This window comes from Brevundimonas kwangchunensis (assembly GCF_039523815.1).
GTDB classification, from domain to species: Bacteria; Pseudomonadota; Alphaproteobacteria; order Caulobacterales; family Caulobacteraceae; genus Brevundimonas; species Brevundimonas kwangchunensis.
On the sequence record NZ_BAAAGA010000008.1, the window covers coordinates 40038 to 61256 of the forward strand.

At 68.0% G+C, this 21219-nt stretch carries 23 protein-coding genes, 1 tRNA gene and 1 pseudogene; 3 read left to right on the forward strand and 22 right to left on the reverse strand.

The window, feature by feature from the left end:
* Nucleotides 1-8 precede the first annotated feature (8 nt).
* Both ABDZ95_RS14580 and ABDZ95_RS14585 read right to left on the reverse strand, forming a co-directional pair.
* Complete coding sequence (locus ABDZ95_RS14580; protein ID WP_343794698.1) at nucleotides 9-1301, reverse strand: MFS transporter; 1293 nt, start codon at nucleotides 1299-1301, stop codon at nucleotides 9-11.
* On the reverse strand, nucleotides 1298-1774 hold the full coding sequence (locus ABDZ95_RS14585; protein WP_343794699.1) for a cupin domain-containing protein: 477 nt from the start codon (nucleotides 1772-1774) through the stop codon (nucleotides 1298-1300). Before ABDZ95_RS14585 ends, ABDZ95_RS14580 begins: the two co-directional genes overlap by 4 nt.
* Nucleotides 1775-1820: 46 nt before the next feature.
* Here ABDZ95_RS14585 and dapE point away from each other — a divergent pair, with 46 nt between their 5' ends.
* Nucleotides 1821-3002 carry a succinyl-diaminopimelate desuccinylase gene (gene dapE / locus ABDZ95_RS14590; protein ID WP_343794700.1) on the forward strand — a complete coding sequence of 394 codons (1182 nt, stop codon included), beginning with the start codon at nucleotides 1821-1823 and terminating at the stop codon, nucleotides 3000-3002.
* Here dapE and ABDZ95_RS14595 read toward each other — a convergent pair.
* The 4 genes from ABDZ95_RS14595 to truB form a co-directional block, all read right to left on the reverse strand.
* Nucleotides 2999-3136 carry a hypothetical protein gene (locus tag ABDZ95_RS14595; protein WP_343794701.1) on the reverse strand — a complete coding sequence of 46 codons (138 nt, stop codon included), beginning with the start codon at nucleotides 3134-3136 and terminating at the stop codon, nucleotides 2999-3001. The genes dapE and ABDZ95_RS14595 overlap by 4 nt on opposite strands.
* A gap of 134 nt (nucleotides 3137-3270) precedes the next feature.
* Nucleotides 3271-5502: a polyribonucleotide nucleotidyltransferase gene (gene pnp, locus ABDZ95_RS14600; RefSeq protein WP_343794702.1), complete on the reverse strand. Its 2232-nt coding sequence runs from the start codon at nucleotides 5500-5502 to the stop codon at nucleotides 3271-3273.
* Between the two features lie 244 nt (nucleotides 5503-5746).
* Nucleotides 5747-6016, reverse strand: coding sequence for a 30S ribosomal protein S15 (gene rpsO / locus ABDZ95_RS14605; RefSeq protein WP_343794703.1), 270 nt, complete (start codon nucleotides 6014-6016; stop codon nucleotides 5747-5749).
* A gap of 14 nt (nucleotides 6017-6030) precedes the next feature.
* Complete coding sequence (gene truB, locus ABDZ95_RS14610; protein ID WP_343794704.1) at nucleotides 6031-6960, reverse strand: tRNA pseudouridine(55) synthase TruB; 930 nt, start codon at nucleotides 6958-6960, stop codon at nucleotides 6031-6033.
* A 50-nt stretch (nucleotides 6961-7010) separates the two neighbouring features.
* Between truB and ABDZ95_RS14615 the strand changes: the two genes are divergently transcribed.
* On the forward strand, nucleotides 7011-7601 hold the full coding sequence (locus ABDZ95_RS14615) for a hypothetical protein (protein ID WP_343794705.1): 591 nt from the start codon (nucleotides 7011-7013) through the stop codon (nucleotides 7599-7601).
* Between the two features lie 5 nt (nucleotides 7602-7606).
* Here the strand turns inward: ABDZ95_RS14615 and rbfA are convergent, their stop codons facing one another.
* From rbfA to ABDZ95_RS14660, 9 genes are all read right to left on the reverse strand, one after another.
* Entirely contained in the window at nucleotides 7607-8056 is a 450-nt protein-coding gene (rbfA, locus tag ABDZ95_RS14620) for a 30S ribosome-binding factor RbfA (RefSeq protein ID WP_343794706.1), read from the reverse strand.
* A gap of 123 nt (nucleotides 8057-8179) precedes the next feature.
* Complete coding sequence (locus ABDZ95_RS14625) at nucleotides 8180-8875, reverse strand: DUF2459 domain-containing protein (RefSeq protein WP_343794707.1); 696 nt, start codon at nucleotides 8873-8875, stop codon at nucleotides 8180-8182.
* Complete coding sequence (locus tag ABDZ95_RS14630; RefSeq protein WP_343794708.1) at nucleotides 8872-9555, reverse strand: hypothetical protein; 684 nt, start codon at nucleotides 9553-9555, stop codon at nucleotides 8872-8874. Before ABDZ95_RS14630 ends, ABDZ95_RS14625 begins: the two co-directional genes overlap by 4 nt.
* Before the next feature lie 39 nt (nucleotides 9556-9594).
* Nucleotides 9595-10110: a hypothetical protein gene (locus tag ABDZ95_RS14635; protein ID WP_343794709.1), complete on the reverse strand. Its 516-nt coding sequence runs from the start codon at nucleotides 10108-10110 to the stop codon at nucleotides 9595-9597.
* 149 nt (nucleotides 10111-10259) lie between these two features.
* The gene (gene infB, locus ABDZ95_RS14640) at nucleotides 10260-13322 is read right to left on the reverse strand and encodes a translation initiation factor IF-2 (RefSeq protein WP_343794710.1); all 3063 of its coding nucleotides are present in this window, start codon (nucleotides 13320-13322) and stop codon (nucleotides 10260-10262) included.
* Nucleotides 13323-13401: 79 nt separating this feature from the next.
* A complete protein-coding gene (locus ABDZ95_RS14645) occupies nucleotides 13402-14070 on the reverse strand; it encodes an RNA-binding protein (protein WP_343794711.1) in 669 nt (222 codons plus the stop codon).
* Nucleotides 14071-14088: 18 nt separating this feature from the next.
* A complete protein-coding gene (nusA, locus tag ABDZ95_RS14650) occupies nucleotides 14089-15822 on the reverse strand; it encodes a transcription termination factor NusA (RefSeq protein ID WP_343794712.1) in 1734 nt (577 codons plus the stop codon).
* Between the two features lie 4 nt (nucleotides 15823-15826).
* A complete protein-coding gene (rimP, locus tag ABDZ95_RS14655; protein ID WP_343794713.1) occupies nucleotides 15827-16372 on the reverse strand; it encodes a ribosome maturation factor RimP in 546 nt (181 codons plus the stop codon).
* Between the two features lie 147 nt (nucleotides 16373-16519).
* Nucleotides 16520-17023: a DUF1993 domain-containing protein gene (locus ABDZ95_RS14660; RefSeq protein ID WP_343794714.1), complete on the reverse strand. Its 504-nt coding sequence runs from the start codon at nucleotides 17021-17023 to the stop codon at nucleotides 16520-16522.
* Nucleotides 17024-17119: 96 nt separating this feature from the next.
* Between ABDZ95_RS14660 and ABDZ95_RS14665 the strand changes: the two genes are divergently transcribed.
* The gene (locus ABDZ95_RS14665; protein ID WP_343794715.1) at nucleotides 17120-17671 is read left to right on the forward strand and encodes a biotin transporter BioY; all 552 of its coding nucleotides are present in this window, start codon (nucleotides 17120-17122) and stop codon (nucleotides 17669-17671) included.
* 80 nt (nucleotides 17672-17751) lie between these two features.
* On the opposite strand, the gene trmB is transcribed toward ABDZ95_RS14665, so the two are convergent.
* From trmB to ABDZ95_RS14695, 7 genes and pseudogenes are all read right to left on the reverse strand, one after another.
* Nucleotides 17752-18459, reverse strand: a complete 708-nt coding sequence (gene trmB, locus ABDZ95_RS14670; protein ID WP_343794716.1) for a tRNA (guanosine(46)-N7)-methyltransferase TrmB — start codon at nucleotides 18457-18459, stop codon at nucleotides 17752-17754.
* Between the two features lie 146 nt (nucleotides 18460-18605).
* Entirely contained in the window at nucleotides 18606-19799 is a 1194-nt protein-coding gene (gene metK / locus ABDZ95_RS14675) for a methionine adenosyltransferase (protein ID WP_343794717.1), read from the reverse strand.
* A gap of 55 nt (nucleotides 19800-19854) precedes the next feature.
* Nucleotides 19855-20319: a hypothetical protein gene (locus ABDZ95_RS14680; protein WP_343794718.1), complete on the reverse strand. Its 465-nt coding sequence runs from the start codon at nucleotides 20317-20319 to the stop codon at nucleotides 19855-19857.
* Between the two features lie 27 nt (nucleotides 20320-20346).
* Nucleotides 20347-20475 carry a hypothetical protein gene (locus tag ABDZ95_RS14685; protein ID WP_343794719.1) on the reverse strand — a complete coding sequence of 43 codons (129 nt, stop codon included), beginning with the start codon at nucleotides 20473-20475 and terminating at the stop codon, nucleotides 20347-20349.
* An 8-nt stretch (nucleotides 20476-20483) separates the two neighbouring features.
* Entirely contained in the window at nucleotides 20484-20744 is a 261-nt protein-coding gene (locus tag ABDZ95_RS14690) for a hypothetical protein (RefSeq protein WP_343794720.1), read from the reverse strand.
* 115 nt (nucleotides 20745-20859) lie between these two features.
* Nucleotides 20860-21009 (reverse strand): annotated as a pseudogene (locus tag ABDZ95_RS15360) (helix-turn-helix domain-containing protein); the annotation flags it as partial.
* 106 nt (nucleotides 21010-21115) lie between these two features.
* Nucleotides 21116-21191: transfer RNA gene (locus ABDZ95_RS14695), tRNA-Thr, on the reverse strand.
* Nucleotides 21192-21219 lie beyond the last annotated feature (28 nt).

Sequence of the window (21219 nt, forward strand, 5' to 3'; positions counted from 1 at the left end):
CATCGCCCTCAACTCAACCGATCCGCCTTCCTCAGCCCCGGGAACATCGCGGCCCACAGGCCCGTGGCCGCAAGCGCACCCACCCCGCCGAAGCAGGCGGCTCCGATGGCGCCGAGCATCCGCACCATGACGCCGGAATAGGCCTCGCCCAGCTCGTTCGAGGCGCCGATGAACAGCATGGACACCGAGCTCACCCGGCCGCGCATGTGATCGGGCGTGGCCAGCTGGATCAGGGTCTGGCGGATGTTGACGCTGATCATGTCCGCGCCGCCGCCGATGAACAGTGCCAGCGCGCTGAGCCAGACGATCTTCGACAGGCCGAAGGTCAGGGTGCACAGACCGAAGACGGCCACCGCCGCGAACATCCAGCGCCCGCCATGCTTCACGATGGGGAAGCGGCTCAGATAGATGGCCACCGCCATCGCCCCGACACCGAACGAGGCGCGCAGCAGGCCGAAGCCGATGGCGCCGACGTGGAGGATGTCCCGCGCGAAGATCGGCGTCAGCAGGGCCACGCCGGCCAGCAGCACCACGACCAGATCCAGCGAGATCGCGCCCAGCACGATCTTGGTCTTCCAGACGTAGGCGAGGCCCTCCTTCACGGACTCGATGGGCGACAGCTTGTTCTCGACCGGCGCGGGCTTGCCGCTGGTCCGGATCAGCACGAAGGCGCCGGCGGCCAGCAGAAACATGCCCAGCGAAACCGCATAGGCCAGCGGTACGTTCACCGCCACGATCACTCCGCCCAGCGCCGGGCCGGCGATGGCTCCGGTCTGGAAGGCGATGGACTGGGCCGCGATGGCGGGCGGCAGCGCCTTGCGTCCCACCACCATCGGCAGGAAGGCCTGACTGGCCGGAGCAAGGAAGGCGCGCGCCGCGCCGAAGACGGCCGCGACGGCCAGCAGTCCCCACAGCGGCGGGGAGCCGTGCAGCGCCATCATCAGGAAGGCCGCCGCGCAGCTGCCCTCGACCAGAATGGACAGGGTGACGGTGTGCTTGCGGTCCCGCCGATCCGCCAGCGCTCCGGCCGGCAGGGTGAAGGCCAGCAGCGGCAGGAACTGGCACAGGCCGACCAGGCCCAGATACAAGCTCGCCTGTTCGATCGGATGATCCCGCCGCGCGATCTCGTACACCTGCCACAGCAGGGCCGAGGACTGCACCTGGATCCCCAGAACGGCCACGACCCGCCCGAACCACAGGAAGCGGAAGTCGCGGATGCCCCAGGGGCTGGACGGCCCTTCGGGCGGAGGCGGCGGGGTCGGGGGCGTCGGCGAGCCGGCGTCCAGGCTTTCAACAGTCACGAGCGTCGTTCGTATTTCGGGTAGGGCGTGCCGTCCCGGTGGAAATAGCGGTCCGCGCCCTCGGGCAGGACCATGTCGATGTCGGGGTAGTCGCAGGCGTCGGTCTCGGGCGACCGGGTCCCGACCTCCAGCAGCACGGCCTCTGCGCCGGAGCGGTTCTCGATCTTGTGGCCGTTCGGTACGCCCGCCGGGAAGCCCGCGCAATCGCCGGCGCGCAGGAGGGTCTCGCCGTCGTCCTCGATCAGCACCACCTCGCCCGAGAGGACCGTCACGAACTCATCCTCGGTCGCGTGCCAGTGCCTCTGACTGGACCAGGCGCCGGCCGGCAGGCGCAGCAGGTTGACGCCGAACTGGCTCAGACCCGCCGCATCGCCCAGCCGCCAGCGCCGTCGCGGCTTGCACGGCCCGGCGAACTCTTCGGGATAGCCGGTTCCGTGACCGGTGGGCGCGCTGTCGATGTCGATCTTCGGCATGCGCACACCCTAGTCCCGAACGCGCGAGGCTCGTAAGCAAGGAACCATGAGCCACGCATCAACTCCGGTTATCGATCCTGTCGAACTGACCCGCGACCTGATCCGCCGCCCGTCGGTCACCCCCGCCGACGAGGGCGCGATGGGGGTGCTGGAGCGGGTGCTGACCGATCTGGGCTTCCATTGCCGCCGGATGCCGTTCGGCGGCGAGGACGGCCGGCCGCGGATCGAGAACCTGTACGCCCGGCGCGGAACCGCCTCGCCCAACCTCTGTTTCGCCGGCCACACCGACGTCGTGCCCACCGGCTCGACCGAGGCCTGGTCCGCCGGCCCGTTCGAGGCCGAGGTGAAGGACGGCGTGCTCTACGGCCGGGGCGCGGTGGACATGAAGGGCGGCATCGCCGCCTGGGTCGCCGCCCTGTCGCGCATCCTGTCCGAGGGCGAGCCGAAGGGCTCCTTCAGCCTGCTGATCACCGGCGACGAAGAAGGCCCGGCGCTGGACGGCACGAAGAAGGTCGTTGAGGCCCTGATGGCCGAGGGCGAGGTCATCGACGCCTGCGTGGTCGGCGAGCCGTCGTCGCAGCAGGCGCTGGGCGATATGATCAAGATCGGCCGTCGCGGCTCGCTGAACACCTGGATCACCGTCCACGGGAAGCAGGGCCACGTCGCCTATCCCGACCGCGCGGCCAATCCGGTGCCGGTGCTGGCCCGCCTCGCGGCCCGGCTGGCGAACCATGTGCTGGACGACGGTTACGAGGCCTTCCAGCCGTCGAACCTTGAGCTGACCACGCTGGACGTGGGCAACACCGCCACCAACCTGATCCCGGCCGAGGCAAGGGGGCGGCTGAACATCCGCTTCAACCCCAACCACACGGGTGAGAGCCTGATGGCCTGGCTGAACGCGGAAGCCGGGCAGGCCCAGGCCGACAGCGGCCTGCAGATCGAACTGGAGCACCTGCACTCCGGCGACGCCTTCCTGACCCAGCCGGGCGACTTCGTCACCGCCGTGCAGGACGCGGTCGAGGCCACGGCCGGTCGCCGCCCGGAGGCTTCAACCACCGGAGGCACCTCGGACGCCCGCTTCATCCGCGCCATGTGCCCGGTGCTGGAGCTGGGTCTGGTCGGCCAGACCATGCACCAGATCGACGAGCGCGCGCCCGTGGCCGAGATCGAGGCCCTGACCGACGTCTACGCCGCCGTCATCCGCACGGTTCTGGACCGTACGGCCTAGAACAGCACCTCGAACGCCAGCACCGCCCCGCCGAACAGGGCCACGAAGGCGACGGCGAAATAGAAGATCTCGCGCACGACGCTACCGCGCCGCTCAAGCCGCACGGGCGGCAGTTTGATGGGCAATTCCCGCATGGTCGTTCTCCCCCGACCGAGGGAGGGTGCGCCCGCTTCCTTGCCGAACCGTCAACGAACCCCGTTACGCCGGTCAGCGAAAAAGGCCCCGGCGTTTCCACCGGGGCCCTCTTCAGTATCGATCTATCGACGCCTTAGTCGCGACGACGACGGCCGCGGTCGCCACCGCGATCGCCATCACGCTTCGGACGGCCACCCGTGTCTTCCGAGAGCGGGGCTTCGCCGCGCTCGGCGCGCTCGGCATTGATCTTGTCCGTCAGATCTTCACCCGTGGCCTGATCGACGACCTTCATCGACAGCTTGGTCTTGCCGCGATCGTCCAGGCCCAGGAACTTGACCTTGACCTCCTGGCCTTCCGAAACGACGTCGGCCGGGTTGGCGACGCGCTCCAGAGCCATCTGCGACACGTGGACCAGACCGTCCTTGGCGCCGAAGAAGTTCACGAAGGCGCCGAAGTCGACGACCTTCACGACCTTGCCGGTGTAGATGGTGCCGACTTCCGGCTCCGACACGATCGACGAGATCCAGGCCTTGGCGGCGTCGATCTTCTCCTGCTCGGAAGCAGCGATCTTCACGGTGCCGTCGTCCTCGATGTTGATCTTGGCGCCGGTCTTTTCGACGATCTCGCGGATGATCTTGCCGCCGGTGCCGATGATGTCGCGGATCTTGTCGACCGGGACCTTGATCGACTCGATCTTCGGGGCGAACTCGCCGAGCTCTTCGCGAGCGCCGGTGATGGCCTTGTCCATCTCGTCGAGGATGTGAAGACGGCCGGCCGAAGCCTGGGCGATCGCCTTCTTCATGATCTCTTCGGTGATGCCCGCGACCTTGATGTCCATCTGCAGCGAGGTAATGCCGTCACGCGTGCCGGCGACCTTGAAGTCCATGTCGCCCAGGTGATCTTCGTCACCCAGGATGTCCGACAGGATGGCGAACTCGCCCGACGGCTCCAGGATCAGGCCCATGGCGATGCCCGAGACGGGCTTCTTCAGGGGCACGCCCGCGTCCATCAGCGCCAGCGACGAACCACAGACCGTGGCCATCGACGACGAGCCGTTCGATTCGGTGATCTCCGACACCAGGCGGATCGTGTAGGGGAAGTCTTCCGCCGACGGCAGCATCGGACGGATCGCCCGCCAGGCCAGCTTGCCGTGACCGATTTCCCGACGGCCCGCGCCGCCCATACGACCGGTCTCGCCGACCGAGTAGGGAGGGAAGTTGTAGTGGAGCAGGAACTTCTCCTTGTACGTCCCGGTCAGGGCGTCGATGTACTGCTCGTCCTCGCCGGTGCCGAGCGTGGCGACGACGATGGCCTGGGTCTCACCGCGGGTGAACAGGGCCGAGCCGTGGGTGCGCGGGAAGACGCCGACTTCCGACACGATCGAACGGACCTTGTCGAGGGCGCGGCCGTCGACGCGGTGGCCGTTGTCGATGATGTCGCGACGCAGGACGTGGGCTTCGCATTCCTTGAAGGCCGCGCCGAACTTGGCCGGCTCAACGCCGTCCGGGTTCTCTTCGGTCTTCACGAGGGCCTCGGCGGCCTTCTTCTTGGCGGCGCCGACCGCGGCATGGCGGTCATGCTTGGCGACGTGGGTGTAGGCGGCCTTGATGTCTTCGCCGACCAGACCCTGGATCGAGGTGACCACGTCCGAGTGGTCCTCGGCCTGGAAGTCGAACGGCTCCTTGGCGGCGTGCTCGGCCAGATCGATGATCGCGTCGATGACCGGCTGCATGCCGCGGTGGGCGAACATCAGGGCGTCCAGGAAGGTGTCTTCCGACAGTTCCTTGGCTTCCGATTCCACCATCATCAGGGCGTCCTGGGTGCCGGCGACGACCAGATCCAGATCCGAGTTCGGCAGTTGGTCGAGGGTCGGGTTCAGGACCAGCTCACCGTCGATGTAGCCGACGCGCGCAGCGCCGATCGGGCCCATGAACGGAACGCCCGAGATGGTCAGGGCGGCCGAGGCGGCGACCATGCCGACCACGTCCGGATCGTTCTCGAGGTCGTGCTGCAGCACGGTGATGACGACTTGGGTCTCGTTCTTGAAGCCCTTGACGAACAGCGGGCGGATCGGACGGTCGATCAGGCGGGAGACCAGCGTCTCCTTCTCGGTCGGACGGCCTTCACGCTTGAAGTAGCCACCCGGGATGCGGCCGGCGGCGAAGGTCTTCTCCTGGTAGTTCACCGTCAGGGGGAAGAAGTCCAGGCCCGGCTTGGGGGCGCGGCCGTAGACGACGGTGGCCAGGACCACGGTCTCGCCGTAGGTCGCCAGCACGGCGCCGTCGGCCTGACGGGCGATGCGGCCCGTTTCGAGGGTCAGCGGGCGTCCGGCCCACTCGATCGTCTTGCGTTTGATGTCGAACATTTTCGTCTTTCGTATCCCGGCGGCGAATTCCGCGCGGGGTCCCGTCTTGGGGTGGAGCGTCGGGCGTTCAGTCCTTCGGTCCATGGGCCGCCGCGCCATCGCGGAAGACCCGGGAGTGTTGAGGACCGCTATCGAGCCCTCGCGTCGTGCTGCGCCGTACTTCCGGCGGCGCGCCGGTGGTCGTTATGTACGGAAAGAGGCGCGGACATGGCCCGCGCCTCGAATCCGGTCTGCGATCCCGCGCTTAGCGACGCAGGTTCAGCTTGGTGATCAGAGCGACGTAGCGCTCGCGATCGACCTTGTTCAGGTGGTCAAGAAGACGACGACGCTGCGAGACCATCTTGAGCAGGCCGCGACGCGAGTGGTTGTCTTTCTTGTGGGTCTTGAAGTGCTCGGTCAGGTTGGCGATGCGTTCCGAGAGGATCGCGACCTGGACCTCGGCCGAGCCGGTGTCGCCCGCGCCGCGGGCGTTGTCGTTGATGACTTCTGCTTTGCGTTCAGCAGTGATCGACATCGTGGTTCTCCAAATCAGAGATTGAAAACGCGATCGGGTTCGATCCGACCGGCCCGCAACTGACCGAGAGCGACGAGGGTCTGACCCGAGAAAACCGAAACCGTCCGGGTGTCGCCGCGAAGCTGACCCTTCAATGTCTCGACCTGTCCGGGGAGCAGAACGATCGACCGTCCCTGCCGAAGCGAGAAGGCGTCCTGATCCGTCACGGCCAGCTCCGGGATGTCGTCCAGGGCGGTCGCGACGGGAAGCAAGCCTTCCGAGGCGGCGCCCCTATGCACCATTTCCTCCAGAGAATCCAGCGTCACGGCGTTTTCGATGCCGAACGGTCCCACCTGCTCGCGCCTCAGGGCCGACACATGGCCCTCGGCCCCGAGGGCGACGGCCAGGTCGCGGGCCAGCGAGCGGACATAAACGCCCTTGCCCGTCAGGATGCGGATCTCGACGTGATCGGCGTCCGGCGCGTCCGTCACCTCGGCCGAATGAATGGTCACCCGCCGGGCCTTCAACTCGACCTCCACGCCCTCGCGGGCGAGGTCGTAGGCGCGCTGGCCGTCCACCTTGATCGCCGAGAAGACTGGCGGGACCTGATCGATTTCGCCGACGAAGGCCGGCAGTGCCGCCCTCACCTGCTCCACGGTCGGACGCACGTCCGAGCGGCCGATGATCTCGCCCTCGCGGTCGATGCTGTCGGTCGAGACGCCCCAGTTGATGGTGAAGCGATAGACCTTCCGCGCCTCCATCATGAAAGGCACGGTCTTGGTCGCTTCGCCCAGCGCGATGGGCAGGATCCCGGACGCCAGCGGGTCCAGCGTCCCGGCATGTCCGGCCTTCTGCGCGTCGAACAGACGACGGATGCGGGTCACCGCCTCGGTCGACCCCATCTCATAAGGCTTGTCCAGACACACCCAGCCGTGGACGGGTTGCCCCTTCTTGCGACGGCCCATCAACCGAACTCCGTTACAGTGTGAACACCCAAGCCTGGGAAGGCCTTTTCATGATCCGCGACCGCCGCCTCTTTATCGCCGCCGGCCTGCTGGCCCTCGCCGGTCCGGCCCTCGCGCAGGACGACGCCGCCCGCATCGAACATCGGAGGCATGTGGTTGATCTTTCCGCCCTGGAGGCCGCCCGTCGGCCGGAGATCGCCGCCTGGGTTCGCCAGCAGATTGATCAGGTGCACGACCTGCCCATCAGCGACGACATCAAGGCCTGGTTCGCTACGGTGACCATCACCATCGATCCGACGCTGAACATGCCCGGCCGCTTCAGCGGCGGACGCCTGACACTGGACGACCGCGTCTCGCCGCCGGACAATCCGGTGCTGCTGCACGAACTGCTGCACGCATACATGGACCTGCGCCTGCCGCGCACCGACGAGGTCAGACGCTTCTACGAACAGGCGCGCGACAGCGGCGACTGGCCGGCGCAGTCGTACATGCTCAGCAATGTGGCCGAGTTCTTCGCCATGACGGGCTCGGTCGCCCTGTGGGGTCAGGCGGCGCGGCCGCCGTCCACGCGCGAACGGCTGCGGGAGGCGATGCCCGAATACTACGATTGGCTGACGACGCATTTCGGCCTGAGGGCCTGAGCGCGTCATGCGTCCTCGTCGTCCCGATGCTCGATGTCGGCGCGGACACGGGGGTCGTCGAACAAGCGATCCATGGCGCTGGCGGCGTCGAAGCTTTCGTCGTGACGGAAGCGCAGGTCCGGCGTGAACTTCATGTCGATGTGCTTGCCCAGCACGCCGCGCAGGAATTTGGCGTGGTTGTTGAGCGCCTTGACGATCTCGTCCACGTGACCGGCGGTTGGCGCGGCCGAAACTCCGGCGCCGAGGGGTTCGACGAAACAGGTGGCGTGCTTCAGGTCCGGCGACAGGCGAACCTCGGTCACGGTCACCGACACGCCCTCCATCGCCGGATCATGGATTTCCTCCTCGCGCAGGACCTCGACCAGGGCGTGGCGGATCAGTTCGCCGGCGCGAAGCTGGCGCTGCGACGGTCCCTGAGGACCCGAGGCGTTCCGGGTGTGTTGCTTGCGGCCCATCGGGGGCTCCTTTCCTGTCGCCTTGCCGGGCGTCATCCCCGGCTCGACCGGGGATCGGACCCGGGCGAAAAAAGCGAGCGCGCGGTCTAGTCTCCCGGGCACAGGGTGTCCAGCGCCGGTCTTTCAGGAAGATGAATGCGCGGCCCGGTCGATGGTGGCCAGAATCTCGGACGAGACGATCGACCGGAACGGCCGGATCGCCATCCCTGCCGCGTTCAGAAGCCCCGCGGTCCAGTGGTTGCACAGATGCACGACTGAGAAATGCTCCCGGCTGGCGAAGAAGCGCGCGTCATCGTTCGGCCGGGCCGCGGCGATGCGGGGCGCGCCGGAACTCAGGTCCAGCGAGGCCTCGATCTTCGCAGCCATCCGCTCGAAGCCTTCGTCCGACAGACGGAAGGTCCGACGTCCGTCCTCGGCATAAGCCTTGCGCGGATCCTCCTGCGCCGGGTCCAGCATGATCACCGAGGCGTTGCCGGGCCGGAAGAAGGCGCGCGCGCCGTCGGGCAGGCGATGGTGGATGGGGCTCTGGTCGACATAGAATTTGGCGTCGCCCCAGCCGACCAGTATCCACTCTCCGGGCGCCAGGCCGCGCACGGCCTCGGCCAGCGGCCCGCCCCGCGTCTCCAGCGCCGCCCGCGGCAGGGCCAGATCGGTATGGAAGCCGTTGTCCAGCAGGGTCGCCTCGACACCGACTTCGCCTGGCGTAGGCGTCAGCGCCGGATCGGCGGGTCGGGTCCAGGTCCACAGCGCCAGCGCGATGCCCACGACGGCCGCCGCGATGATCAACCAGACCGCCCCGAACGCCCCCCGACGTTTCATCGCTCGCGGAAACTCCAGACGCCGCACAGGGAGCCGGCGGGAGCATCTGCCCCGACGACCGTCCGTGCACGGAACAGCATCATATCGACCCGACCACGACGGTGCAGGAGCGCAACGGCGCCGGGGACTTCGCCGCCACACAGGGCGGTCGGCGCCACGGCCTGCTGACGGGCGTGCGGCACGATCTGGCGCAGCTCGATCTGGGCGTCAGCGGGCGCGCCGAACCGAGCAGCGAAGGTCTGCCCGTCGTGGACGAAGCGCTCGCGGCCGGCGGCGATGCGCAGCGGACGGGTGCGGAAGACGTCTCCGGATTCCAGCTGGATCAGCGATCGCACGAATGCCGCGCCGCCGACAGTTTCGCGGGTGGCTTCGTCCGCCGGCGCGAACTCTCCGGCCAGCACGACGTCGGCGTCGGCCGCGGCGGCCAACGGCCGGTCGGCGCCCTGCGCGGCCTGTTTCAGTCCCGAGACGCCGTCCGAGGCGCCGTCCGCGACCCACGACGTCATGCGCTGGACGGCCGGGACTGCGCCGTCGCGGATCGCGGCCCATGCCTCGACGGCCTGCTTCTGTTCGATCGCCAGCAGGAACAGCACCGTGCAGACGAACGTCAGCACGCCGGCGACGCCCTTGAGGCCGCGCCGGGTTGCACGAGTTCTGCGTGAGGTATCGACGGCCGTCATCCCCGGGACCTTAACCGGGCCCGACGACAGCGCGAAGACTTATCGCCCGACAGGGGCAGCCGGATCCTCGGACGCCCCGCCCGAGGGCGGCATCGCCCACTCGCCGCGCCAGTTATAGGACAGGGCGACGCAGTGCCGGAAGGTGCCGTCCGACCAGCGGCCGACCGCGTGGACGGTCAGCGGGCGGGCCAACCGCACCCGGCCCAGAACCAGCCAGGTCTCCTCGGCGCCGGGACACAGGGCGCGGCTCAGGCCCCGCCCGTCGCCTTCCGGCTTGATCGTGTAAACGGAGACTTCGCGGGAGCCCTCGGGCAAGACGCGGCGCACCTGATCCGGACCGCCCCGGCGAATGTCCGCAGAGCCCCGCGCCGTGGTCGAGATGATTCGGCGCACGCTCACCGCACCGAACAAACCGCGATTGGCTTCCAGGGTGATGCCGCGCGTCAGGGCCTGGGTCACCCGGTCAGAGGCGTCATAGGCGAGGTAACGGATTTCGGCCGCCGCCGGCCCGGCGATGGCGGTGAAGGCGGCAAGGGCGATCAGGAAGCGATGCATGCCCGTTGATCCTCAATGCATATGGCAAAACGGCGGCCGTTCCTCCCCCTGCGGAGGGAGGTGGATCGGCGGCGCAGCCGGCGAGACGGAGGGGCGGTTGAGACCCCTCCACCGCTTCGCGGTTCCCCTCCCCCGAAGGGGAGGAATACCTAGTCCAGCGTCCGCTTGATCTCTTCGACCGTGAAGCACTCGATGTAGTCGCCGGCCTTGATGTCCTGGAAGCCCTGGAAGTGCATGCCGCACTCCTGACCCGACGGGACCTCGTTGACCTCGTCCTTGAAGCGCTTGAGCGTCTGCAGCGTGCCCAGCTCCAGCACGACCACGTCGTCGCGGATGATGCGGACCTTGGCGCCCTTGCGGACCACGCCCTCGGACACCCGGCAACCGGCGATCTTGCCCGTCTTCGAGATATCGAAGACCTGCAGGACCTGCGCATTGCCCAGGAAGGTTTCGCGCTGCAGCGGAGCCAGCATGCCCGACAGCACGCCCTTCATGTCGTCCAGAAGGTCGTAGATGATCGAGTAGTAGCGGATTTCCACGCCCTCGCGGTCGGCCATGTCGCGGGCCTGCTTGGACGCACGGACGTTGAACCCGAGGATCGGTGCGCCGGCCGACTTGGCCAGCTGCACGTCGCTCTCGGTGATACCGCCGGCGCCCTGCATGACGACGCGCGCACGCACCTCGTCGTTGCCCATCTTCTCCAGCGAACCGGAGATGGCCTCGCCCGAGCCCTGCACGTCCGACTTGATGATGACCGGCATCTCGCTGATCTTCTTCGAGCCCAGCTTGGCCATCATGTCGACCAGCGAGACCTGGTTGGTGCCGCCCGTGGCCTTCTCGCGACGGACACGCTCGCGGTAGTCGGTCAGCTCGCGGGCGCGGGCCTCGCTCTCCACCACGGCGAAGACGTCGCCCGGCGACGGCGCCTCGTCGAGACCGAGAATCTCGACCGGCACCGACGGACCGGCTTCGGTCAGTTGGGCGTTGCGCTCGTCCAGAAGGGCGCGAACCTTGCCCCACGACGAGCCAGCCACGACGATGTCGCCGCGCTTCAGCGTGCCGCGCTTGACCAGCACGGTCGCGACCGGACCGCGGCCCTTGTCCAGCTTGGCCTCGATGACCACGCCCTCGGCCGAGCGATCGGCGTTGGCGCGCAGGTCCATGACTTCCGCCTGCAGCAGGATGGCGTCCGTCAGACCGTTCAGGTTCAGCCGCTCCTTGGCCGAGACCTCGATGATCTGGGTGTCGCCGCCCAGCGATTCCGCGATGACTTCGTACTGCAGCAGCTCGTTGACGACCTTCTGCGAGTTGGCGTCCGGCTTGTCGATCTTGTTGACCGCCACGATCAGGGGCGCATTGGCCGCCTTGGCGTGCTGGATAGCCTCGATCGTCTGCGGCATGACGCCGTCGTCGGCCGCCACGACCAGCACCACGATGTCCGTGACGTTCGCGCCGCGCGCACGCATGGCCGAGAAGGCGGCGTGGCCCGGGGTGTCCAGGAAGGTGATGCGCTGGTCGTCCGCCAAGCGAACCTGGTAGGCGCCGATGTGCTGGGTGATGCCGCCGGCCTCGCCGCCCGCCACGTCCGTGGTGCGCAGCGCGTCCAGCAGCGAGGTCTTGCCGTGGTCGACGTGACCCATGATGGCCACGACCGGTGCGCGCAGTTCGGTGGCGCCCTCGTCGTCGGCCTCGGCCAGGAAGCCTTCCTCGATGTCGCTTTCGGACACGCGCTTGACGGCCATGCCGTATTCCTCGGCCACCAGCTCGGCGGTGTCGGAATCGATCACGTCATTGATCTTCATCATCAGGCCCTGACGCATCAGGAACTTGATGATGTCGACGCCGCGCACGGCCATACGGTTGGCCAGTTCGCCGACCGTGATGGTGTCCGGAATGACGACTTCACGCGGACGGTTCGGCGCATCGGTGGATCCACCCTTGCGCTTTTCCTTCTCGCGTTCGCGCGCCCGGCGAACCGAGGCCAGCGAGCGCATGCGCTCGGCGGCGTCCTCGTCGCCACCGGCCACGGCCTGGATCGTCAGACGGCCTTCGCGGCGCTTGGGCTCGCCGCGCGTGCGGCTGACGGCCTTGCCCGGACCGGCATCCGAAAAGCGCTTGTCGCGATCCTCCTCGGCGCGGCTGCCGGCCGGACGGCCGAAGCCGGCGCGGGCCGGACGGGCCACTTCCGGCGTGGCCGGAGGCGCATTCGGAGCGGCGCGGCCGCCGGGGCCGGTGCGCGGTGCGCCCGAGCGGGCGCCCGGCGCCGGACGCGGGTCCAGGGCCGAATAGCGGACGGGCTGGGCCGGACGGGCGCCCTGCGGACGATCACCACCCTGCGGGGGACGGCCGCCTTGCGGACGGTCGCCCTGCGGACGCGGAGCGCGATCGGTGCGTTCGGTGAACGAACGCTCGCCGCCGCCCATGGCCTGCTCGCGGGCCGAACGGCCGCCGAAGCCCGGAGCCGGAGCGCGGCCGGGATTGCCGGACGGCATGCGCGGCGCGCGCTGGCCGAAGTTCACTTGCGGACGGGCCGGAGCGGCCGGACGCGGCGCGGGAGCCGGGGTCGGCGTAGCGGGCGTCGGAGCTGGCGCGGCGGCCTCGACCGGAGGCGTGGCCGGAGCCGGAGCGGCCGGCTTGGCCGGCGCGGGCTTGGCCGGAGCCGGAGCGGGTGCGGCGGCAGCCAGCTTGGCGGCTTCGGTGCGCGCAGCTTCGGCAGCAGCCTTGGCGGCCTCGGCCTCCGCGCGGGCGGCGGAAGCGGCGCGCTCGGCGGCGGCGGCCTGCTCCTTCGCGGCGGCGTCCTTGCGGGCGCGCTCGGCGACGGCGGCGGCTTCACGCTCGGCGTTCTGGGCCGTGGCCAGCTCGATGGCGCGGCGCCGCGCCTCCTGCTCGGACTGCGACAGACCGCCGGCGCCGCCCGATGACGGCGCGGGGCGCGGAGCCTGCGGCGCGGCCGGAGCGGCGTCGGTGCGCGGACGCGCGACGTCGAAGCCCTGCGGACGCTGATGGCCAGCGCCCGGCACGGCGCCGACCCGGCGCTTGGTCTCGACCACCACGGTCTTGGAGCGGCCGTGGCTGAAGCTCTGCTTGACGGTGCCGGTCGAAACCGATCCCGCCGCGCGCGGCTTCAGGCTCAGCGGCGCGCGCGGCCCATTCTGTGACGCTGGCGTCGAAGGGGTCTTGCCGTCGTTGGTCTTGTCGTTCTCGTCGGTCATCCGGTCGCTTTACTTTCGGCCCGGGCCAACCCCGAACCGTCGTCCAAACACAAAAAGCCGTGCGGCGCCCTGCTCCTTCTCAGGAGGCAGAACCCCGCCCGTCTGCAAATCCATCCGGGTCCCCAGCCGCGTCGCCGGTCCATCCGGACGGCGTCAACGGTCGAAATCCCGCCAGTCGTTCGACCTCGAGGGTCCAGCGATCAGCCCGCCCGCCCTCAAGCAGGACGGCGTGTATCGCATTTTCCAGCCCGAGGGCCAAACTCAAATCGTCGGCGGTGAAAGCCCCGCAGGTTTTCGGAGCCGGTTGCTGGTGCTTCGCCAGCGCCAGCAGCTTGCCCCGGCCATCGGCCGAGCCGTCGGCGGCCTCGACCAGCCAGGCGGCCTTGCCCGATCGGATCGCGGCGGCCGACTTTTCGAAGCCAGAGATAAGAACGCCCTCGCGCCGGGCAAGACCCAGCTGGTCCAGACAGCGTCGGACAAGCAGGGTCTCGACCAGATCCGGCAGGTCGCCGGCCGGTTTCAGCGGCGCCTTGGCTGCCCGGCTGAACAGGTTCTTCTTCACCGCCGCCTCGATCGAGGCACGGTCGGCCGCGACCCACAGGCCACGGCCCGGCAGCTTGCGCGCCAGGTCGGGGGCGACCGAGCCGTCCGGAGCGGCGACGAAGCGGATCAGACGAGACTCGTCCATGACCTGGTGAGTGACCAGGTCCCGGCGTTCCCTATCGATCGTTGCTTCGCGCAAACTCATGGACGGTCGGGGCTCCCATCACGCGTTTTCGGGTTCGTCGGCGGCTTCTTCCGAAGCCTCCGCATCGCCGTCGGTCGCGTCACCGGCATCGCCGAACACGGCGTCGGCGTCGTATTCGCCCTCGGCGAACTCTTCCTCGTATTCCGGCTCGGGCTCCGGCTGCGGCAGTTCCGAAGCGTCGATCCAGCCGGCGGCCACACGGGCCTGCAGGATCAGCAGCTCGGCGTCTTCCTGCGCCAGGTTGAAGCTTTCCAGAACGCCCGGAACCTTCACGCGCTCGCCACCGCGAACCTCGAAGCCGCCGCGGATCTCGTCGGTGGCCAGATCAGCCAGATCCTCGACGGTCTTCACACCACCCTCGCCCAGAGCGACAGCCATGGCCAGGGTCACGCCCGGCACTTCCAGCACGCCGTCCTCGACGCCCAGCTCGGTGCGTTTGGCGTCCAGCTCGGCGGCCTTGCGGTCCAGGAAGTCGCGGGCGCGGGCCTGCAGCTCCTCGGCGGTGTCCTCGTCGAAGCCCTCGATCTCCGAGATCTCGTAGGCTTCCACGAAGGCCAGGTCTTCCACCGTGGCGAAGCCTTCGGTGACCAGCAGCTGGGCGATGACCTCATCCACGTCCAGGGCTTCCTGGAACAGGGCGGTGCGCTCGGTGAACTCGCGCTGGCGACGCTCCGAGTCCTGCGACTCGGTGATGATGTCGATCTGCCAGCCGGTCAGCTGCGAGGCGAGGCGAACGTTCTGGCCGCGGCGGCCGATGGCCAGCGACAGCTGCTCGTCCGGCACCACCACCTCGACGCGGTCGGCTTCTTCATCGAGCACGACCTTGGACACTTCCGCCGGGGCCAGGGCGTTCACGATGAACGTCGGCTCGTCGTTGTTCCACTGGATGATGTCGATCTTCTCGCCCTGCAGTTCGGCCACGACCGCCTGCACGCGCGAGCCGCGCATGCCGACGCAGGCGCCGACCGGATCGATCGAGCTGTCGTTCGACAGCACGGCCATCTTGGCGCGCGAACCGGCGTCGCGGGCAGCGGCGCGGATCTCGATGACGCCGTCGTAGACTTCCGGCACTTCCTGCGCGAACAGCTTGGCCATGAAGCCCGGGTGCGAGCGCGACAGCATGACCTGCGGGCCCTTCGCCTCGGGGCGGACGTCGTAGATGTAGGTGCGGATCCGGTCGCCGATGTTGAACACCTCGCGCGGGATCGAGTCGTTGCGGCGCATGATGCCTTCGCCACGGCCCAGATCGACGATGGTGTTGCCGTACTCGACGCGCTTGACCGTGCCGTTGACGATCTCGCCGACGCGATCCTTGAACTCTTCGTACTGGTTGGCGCGCTCGGCCTCGCGAACCTTCCCGGTCACGACCTGACGGGCCATCTGCGTCTGCACGCGGCCGAACTCGAACGGCGGCAGGTGCTCGACGTATTCCTTGCCGACCTCGGCTTCCGGATCGCGCTTCGAGGCGTCCGTCAGGCGCACCATGGCGCTGTCGTTGAACTCTTCCAGTTCGTCTTCCGGCTGCCAGTCGTCGGCGACGATGGTGACGTGACGGGTCAGGGCCAGTTCGCCGGTCTTGTGATCGATCTTGGCGCGGATGTCGTGGTGCGCGCCATAGCGGGCCTTGGCGCCCTTCTGGATCGCTTCCTCGATCGCCTCGATGACGATCTCCTTGTCGATGTTCTTTTCGCGCGCGACCGCATCGGCGATCTGCAGCAGCTCGAGACGGTTCGCGGAAACGCCAACGGCCATGTGATTAGTCCTCAGCCTCAGTCAGGTTGTCGTCATTGCGGGCGGCGCGCTTTTCGGCCCCCGCCTTCATAAGTTCGTCGGTCAGCACCAGCTTGGCGTCGACCAGCCAGGCGAACGGGATCAGGGCGGTGTCTTCCTCCCCCTCCAGATCGATGGCGATATTGTCGTCCTCGGTCCCGGCGATCACGCCCTTGAACCGCTTGCGGCCCTCGACCATCCGGTCCGTTTCCAGCCGGGCTTCATAACCCTCGAACAGGTCGAAGTCGGTGAAGCGGGTCAGCGGCCGGTCTATGCCCGGCGACGAAACTTCCAGCAGATACTCCCCAGCGATCGGATCGGCGGCATCGAACACCTCCGACACCGCGCGGCTCAGGCGGGCGCATTCCTCGACCGCGATGTCGTGGTCGCTGGCGCGCTCGGCCATGATCTGCAGGCGGCGGCGTTGGGTCCCGCCCATCAGACGCACGCGCACGACCTCGAGACCCAGGCTTTCGGCGACGGGTTCGATCAGCTCCAGCAGCTGGCGGTCTTCTGCGGTCTTGGCCTTCAAGCGGTCGGGTCCCGGGCAAAACAAAAGCGGCTGGCCGGTTCGGCCGCCGCTTCAAACGGCGCCGTTAGGAGCCGGTCTAACGATGTGGGGCGGCATATAGACCCGCCGGAGGGGTTTGTCAGCCCCTCCCGCAGGTCTCGCGTCGATTCAGATCAGCGCCAGCTGGCCGAGGTAATCCTTCTTGCCCAGTGGGACGCCGCGCTGGCGCAGGATCGCGTAGGCCATGCTGACGTGGAAATAGAAGTTCGGCAGGGCGAAGCTGGTCAGATAGCCCTCGCCGTTGAAGTCCAGCTCGACGCCCGGGAAGCGCAGCTCGACCCGGCGCGCCTCGGCGCCCTCGAACGCCCCCGCGCCAGCCTTCTCGATGAAAGCGATCGACAGGGCGACCGTGGCCTTCAGCTCGGCGATCGTCGCCTCCGCGTCGTCGGTCTTCGGCCAATGCTGGCCCGTCAGGCGCGCGATGCAGCTGCGGCCCGAGAACGACGCCATCCGCACCTGGGCGACGAACGGCATCATGTCCGGGGCCAGACGCGTGGCGAGAATCACCGCTTCGTCCTGTCCCGAGGCGGCGGCCAGATCGAGCAGGTGATCCAGTGCGCGAAGACCGCGCAGGAACATGGCGGGAGCGGTTTCGGCGACGGTGAAGGTCATGTCTTTTCCTCTGTTCGTTGCGCCGTTACTGCCCCGCTGTCCGGCCGAAATCCAGCGCCCGCTTGCACCTGTGCGACCAACGTGGTTGCCAGACCCATGCGCCGCGCCCTTCCCCTGATGCTCATCGTCGCCTTCGCCGCCCTGATGGCCCTGTGCGCGCAGATCAATGTGCCGATGGCGCCGGTGCCGATGACGATGCAGACCTTCGCCGTTCTGTTGACCGGTGCGGTGCTCGGCCCATGGCGCGGCACGGCTTCGGTGCTGCTGTATCTCGCGGCGGCGGCGCTCGGCCTGCCGATCCTGTCCGACGGAGCCTCGGGCGTCGAACCCTTTGCGGGCCCCACCGCCGGCTACCTCTTCGCCTTCCCGGTCGCGGCCGCGCTGGTCGGCGCGATGTTCGACAGGGCGCGCAATCCTGTCGTCGAGTTCGGGCTGATGATCGCCGCCCACATCCTGATCCTGACGATGGGAGCCGGCTGGCTCGCGATCTCGATCGGTCTGACCGACGCCCTGGCCTACGGCGCCACGCCTTTCCTGATCGGCATGATCGTCAAGTCGGTTCTGGTGGTGGCCGTCATGAAGTTCCTCCCCTTCAGGGGAGGGGGACCGCGTAGCGGTGGAGGGGCGCCCGCCACGCGCACAATCTAATCTTCAGAAGCACAGAGCAGGCGGCGGCGCCCCTCCACCACCCTCCGGATGGTCCCCCTCCCCCGTTGGGGAAGGAACGATCACGTCCTGACGAACTCGAGGAAGATCGGGTCCGTATCGCCCAGCTTCTTTTCCTCGTACCGGGTGACGACGTGGTCCTCGGGCGCGACCTTCCAGTCGTCGGCGCGATCCGCCGTCCATTCCAGGCCCGGCGTCCGCTCCAGACGCTCCAGCGCCCACTCGGCGTAATCCTTCCAGTCGGTCACGAAGCGCAGGCGGCCGCCCGGCTTCAGCAGGCGCGCGATCTCGGCGGCGCTCTCGTCCTGGATCAGGCGGCGCTTGTTGTGCCGCGCCTTGTGCCACGGGTCGGGGAACAGGATCATGACCCGATCCAGCGAGGCGTCCGGCAGGGCCGCCATCACGTCGCGCGCGTCGTCCGCATGCAGACGCACATTATTCAGCCCGCGCTCCTCGATGTGGCGCAGGGCCGAGCCGACGCCGTTCAGGAACGGCTCGCAGCCGATCATCAGCGCAGTCGGATGGCGCGAGGCCTGCTCGGCCAGATGCTCGCCGCCGCCGAAGCCGATCTCCAGCCACGCCTCGGTCGCCTCCGGCATCAACACCTTCGGATCGACCGGTCCCGCCTTGGGGTCCGGCACGGCGATGGTCGGCAAAAGCGTGTCGAACAGCGCCGCCTGCCGCGGCTTCAGCGTGCGCGACTTGATGCGCCCGAACGAGCGCAGCGGACCCCAGGTCGGGGTGAGGGGGGTGTCGTTATCGGAAGACATCCGCGCGCTCCTATCCCTTCTCCCCTCGCGGGAGAAGGTGTCATGCGAAGCATGATGGATGAGGGGGCTTGGGGAGCCGGACGAGGAAACCCCTCATCCGGCCCTTCGGGCCACCTTCTCCCGCAAGGGGAGAAGGCCCTGTTTGATCAGGCCAGCGCCTTCAGTTTCTCGACCAGATCCGTCTTCTCCCATGAGAAGCCACCGTCGGCGTCGGCGTCGCGGCCGAAGTGGCCGTACGCGGCGGTGCGGGCGTAGATCGGCTTGTTCAGGCCGAGGTGCTCGCGGATAGCGCGCGGGGTGGCGCCGCCGATCAAGTCGAGGATGTTCTCCTCCAGCACCGACTCAGCGATCTTGCCAGTGCCATGCAGGTCCACGTGGATCGACTGCGGCTTGGCCACACCGATGGCGTAGCTGATCTGGATGGTGCAGCGGTCGGCCAGGTCGGCAGCCACGACGTTCTTCGCCAGATAACGGCAGGCATAGGCCGCCGAGCGGTCCACCTTGGTCGGGTCCTTGCCCGAGAAGGCGCCGCCGCCGTGCGGGGCCGCGCCGCCGTAGGTGTCGACGATGATCTTGCGGCCCGTCAGGCCGGTGTCGCCGTCCGGCCCGCCGATCTCGAAGATGCCGGTCGGGTTGATGTGCCAGACGGTCTCGTTGGTGATGAAGCCCTGCGGCAGGACGCTCTCGACCACCGGTTTCACGACTGCGGCGACCTCGGCCTGGGTCTTGCCCCGGGCGTGCTGGGTCGAGACGACGATCGAGGTGGCGCGCACCGGCTTGCCGTCCTCGTAGTGGAGGGTGACCTGCGACTTGGCGTCCGGCTCCAGGATCGAGCCGCCGGCGTGACGAACGTCGGCCAGCTTCTTCAGAATGTTGTGGCTGTAGGCCAGGGTGGCCGGCATCAGCTCGGGCGTCTCGTTCGAGGCATAGCCGAACATGATGCCCTGGTCGCCGGCGCCCTCGTCCTTCTCGCCCGCGGCGTCGACGCCGACCGCGATGTCGGCCGACTGACCGTGCAGGCGGTTGATGAACTCGAAGGTGTTCCAGTGGAACTGGTCCTGCTCGTAGCCGATGTCGCGCACGGCGGCGCGGACGGCAGCCTCGATCTCGGCCTCGATCCCCGGCGCCCAGTTACCCGAGACATCCATGATGCCCTTGCCGCGGATCTCGCCGGCCAGAACGACGAGGTTCGTCGTCGTCAGGGTTTCACAGGCGATGCGGGCTTCCGGGTCCTTCGACAGGAACAGATCCACCACCGTATCGGAGATGCGGTCGGCGACCTTGTCGGGGTGGCCTTCCGAGACGCTCTCGGAAGTGAACAGGAAGGACGTACGGGACAAAGCGTGAGCTCCTCGGATCGAAGGCCCGCAGACATATAAAGATATGTTTATATGTTCAAGTGGCTCGCGCGCGGCGCGGTTTCCAGTCCGCCATACGACTGACGGGAGCTTCTCCGGCCATCCAGCGCTCGAGAACCCCACCGGCGAGACAGACGACCACCAGCGCGCCGATGCCCCAGCGTGCGGCGATGTCGGCCCGGACATGCTGGGGCGTCAGATCCGGCGTCAGGAAGGTCAGGGTGTGGGCGACCATCACCAAGGTCGCCAGCGCGGTCGCGGCCAAGGTCCACCACCGGTCGCGGCGAAGGGCCAGCCAGCCGAAACCGGCCAGAACCAGCAGATCGATCAGGGCCTCGGCGACCCGGAACCCGTTCAGGTGAATGTACTGGGCGACCAGGCTCACCACATAGGCGCAGACCAGGATCGCGACGCCAGCGCGCTCGGTGTGTCCGCCACGCAGCCACGCAAAGGCGAACACAGTCAGGCTCAACAGCAGATAGAAGGTCTGGAAAGGCGTCATCGTCCGGACTCCAGCGCTCGCCGGAGATTACTTCTCCGGTGCGGCGACGGCCGTTCCGCCCGTCGCCTGCATGTCGATACGGTTCACCTGCTGCTGGTAATCGACGACGGCGTCGGCGATGGCCCGTATCATGACCGCCGCCAGCACCACCATCACCAGGATGATCAGGAGACGGACGCCCCAGCTTCGTGGAGGCGGCCGGTAGCCGAGCCGCCGGTCCGGGCTCCCACCTGCGCCATCACCCACCCGGCGCTGAGGACCTGCTGCAGAAGCTCCCTCGGGCTCGCGCCCTCCGCTTCCTCCACCAGGCCCCGCATCAGGTATTGCCGCACCGGCGCGTCCTCCCCCTCCGGGTCGAACCCGTTCAGGACTGCTTCCAGGTCTTCCCAGGTCCACTGGGGAAGAGGTTTGCTTTTCGAGTACATTTGGCCCCGCCTCATTTGTTGAGACAGGAATTGCCGATGTGTAACCAGTTTCGCCAATGGGGTCTTTCGTACCCTCTGGTACGTTTCGTTCCAGAATCGCCAGCGCGCCCTTGCGACGGTTAGCGCCGAGGCGGCGGCAGGCCTCGTGAACGTGCTTCTTGACGGTGGCTTCGGACAGCCCCAGCCGCGCAGCGATCTCCTTGTCGGTCAGGAAGGCGGTCAGCCTGAGGCATTCCTCCTGACGTGCGCTGAGCCCCTGCGACATCCATAGCTCCAAAACCCGTAACCTGAAGTAGGGCGTCGCGCGCGATGCGTCCAGTACCGCGAACCCGTTCGGTCCGACGGTAAGACGTTGAAGCGATGCAGGAAGGTGGTGCCGCTTAGGTGACTCGAACACCTGACCCCATCATTACGAATGATGTGCTCTACCAGCTGAGCTAAAGCGGCCTTGGGCGATGCGGGCCGGGGCCCGACG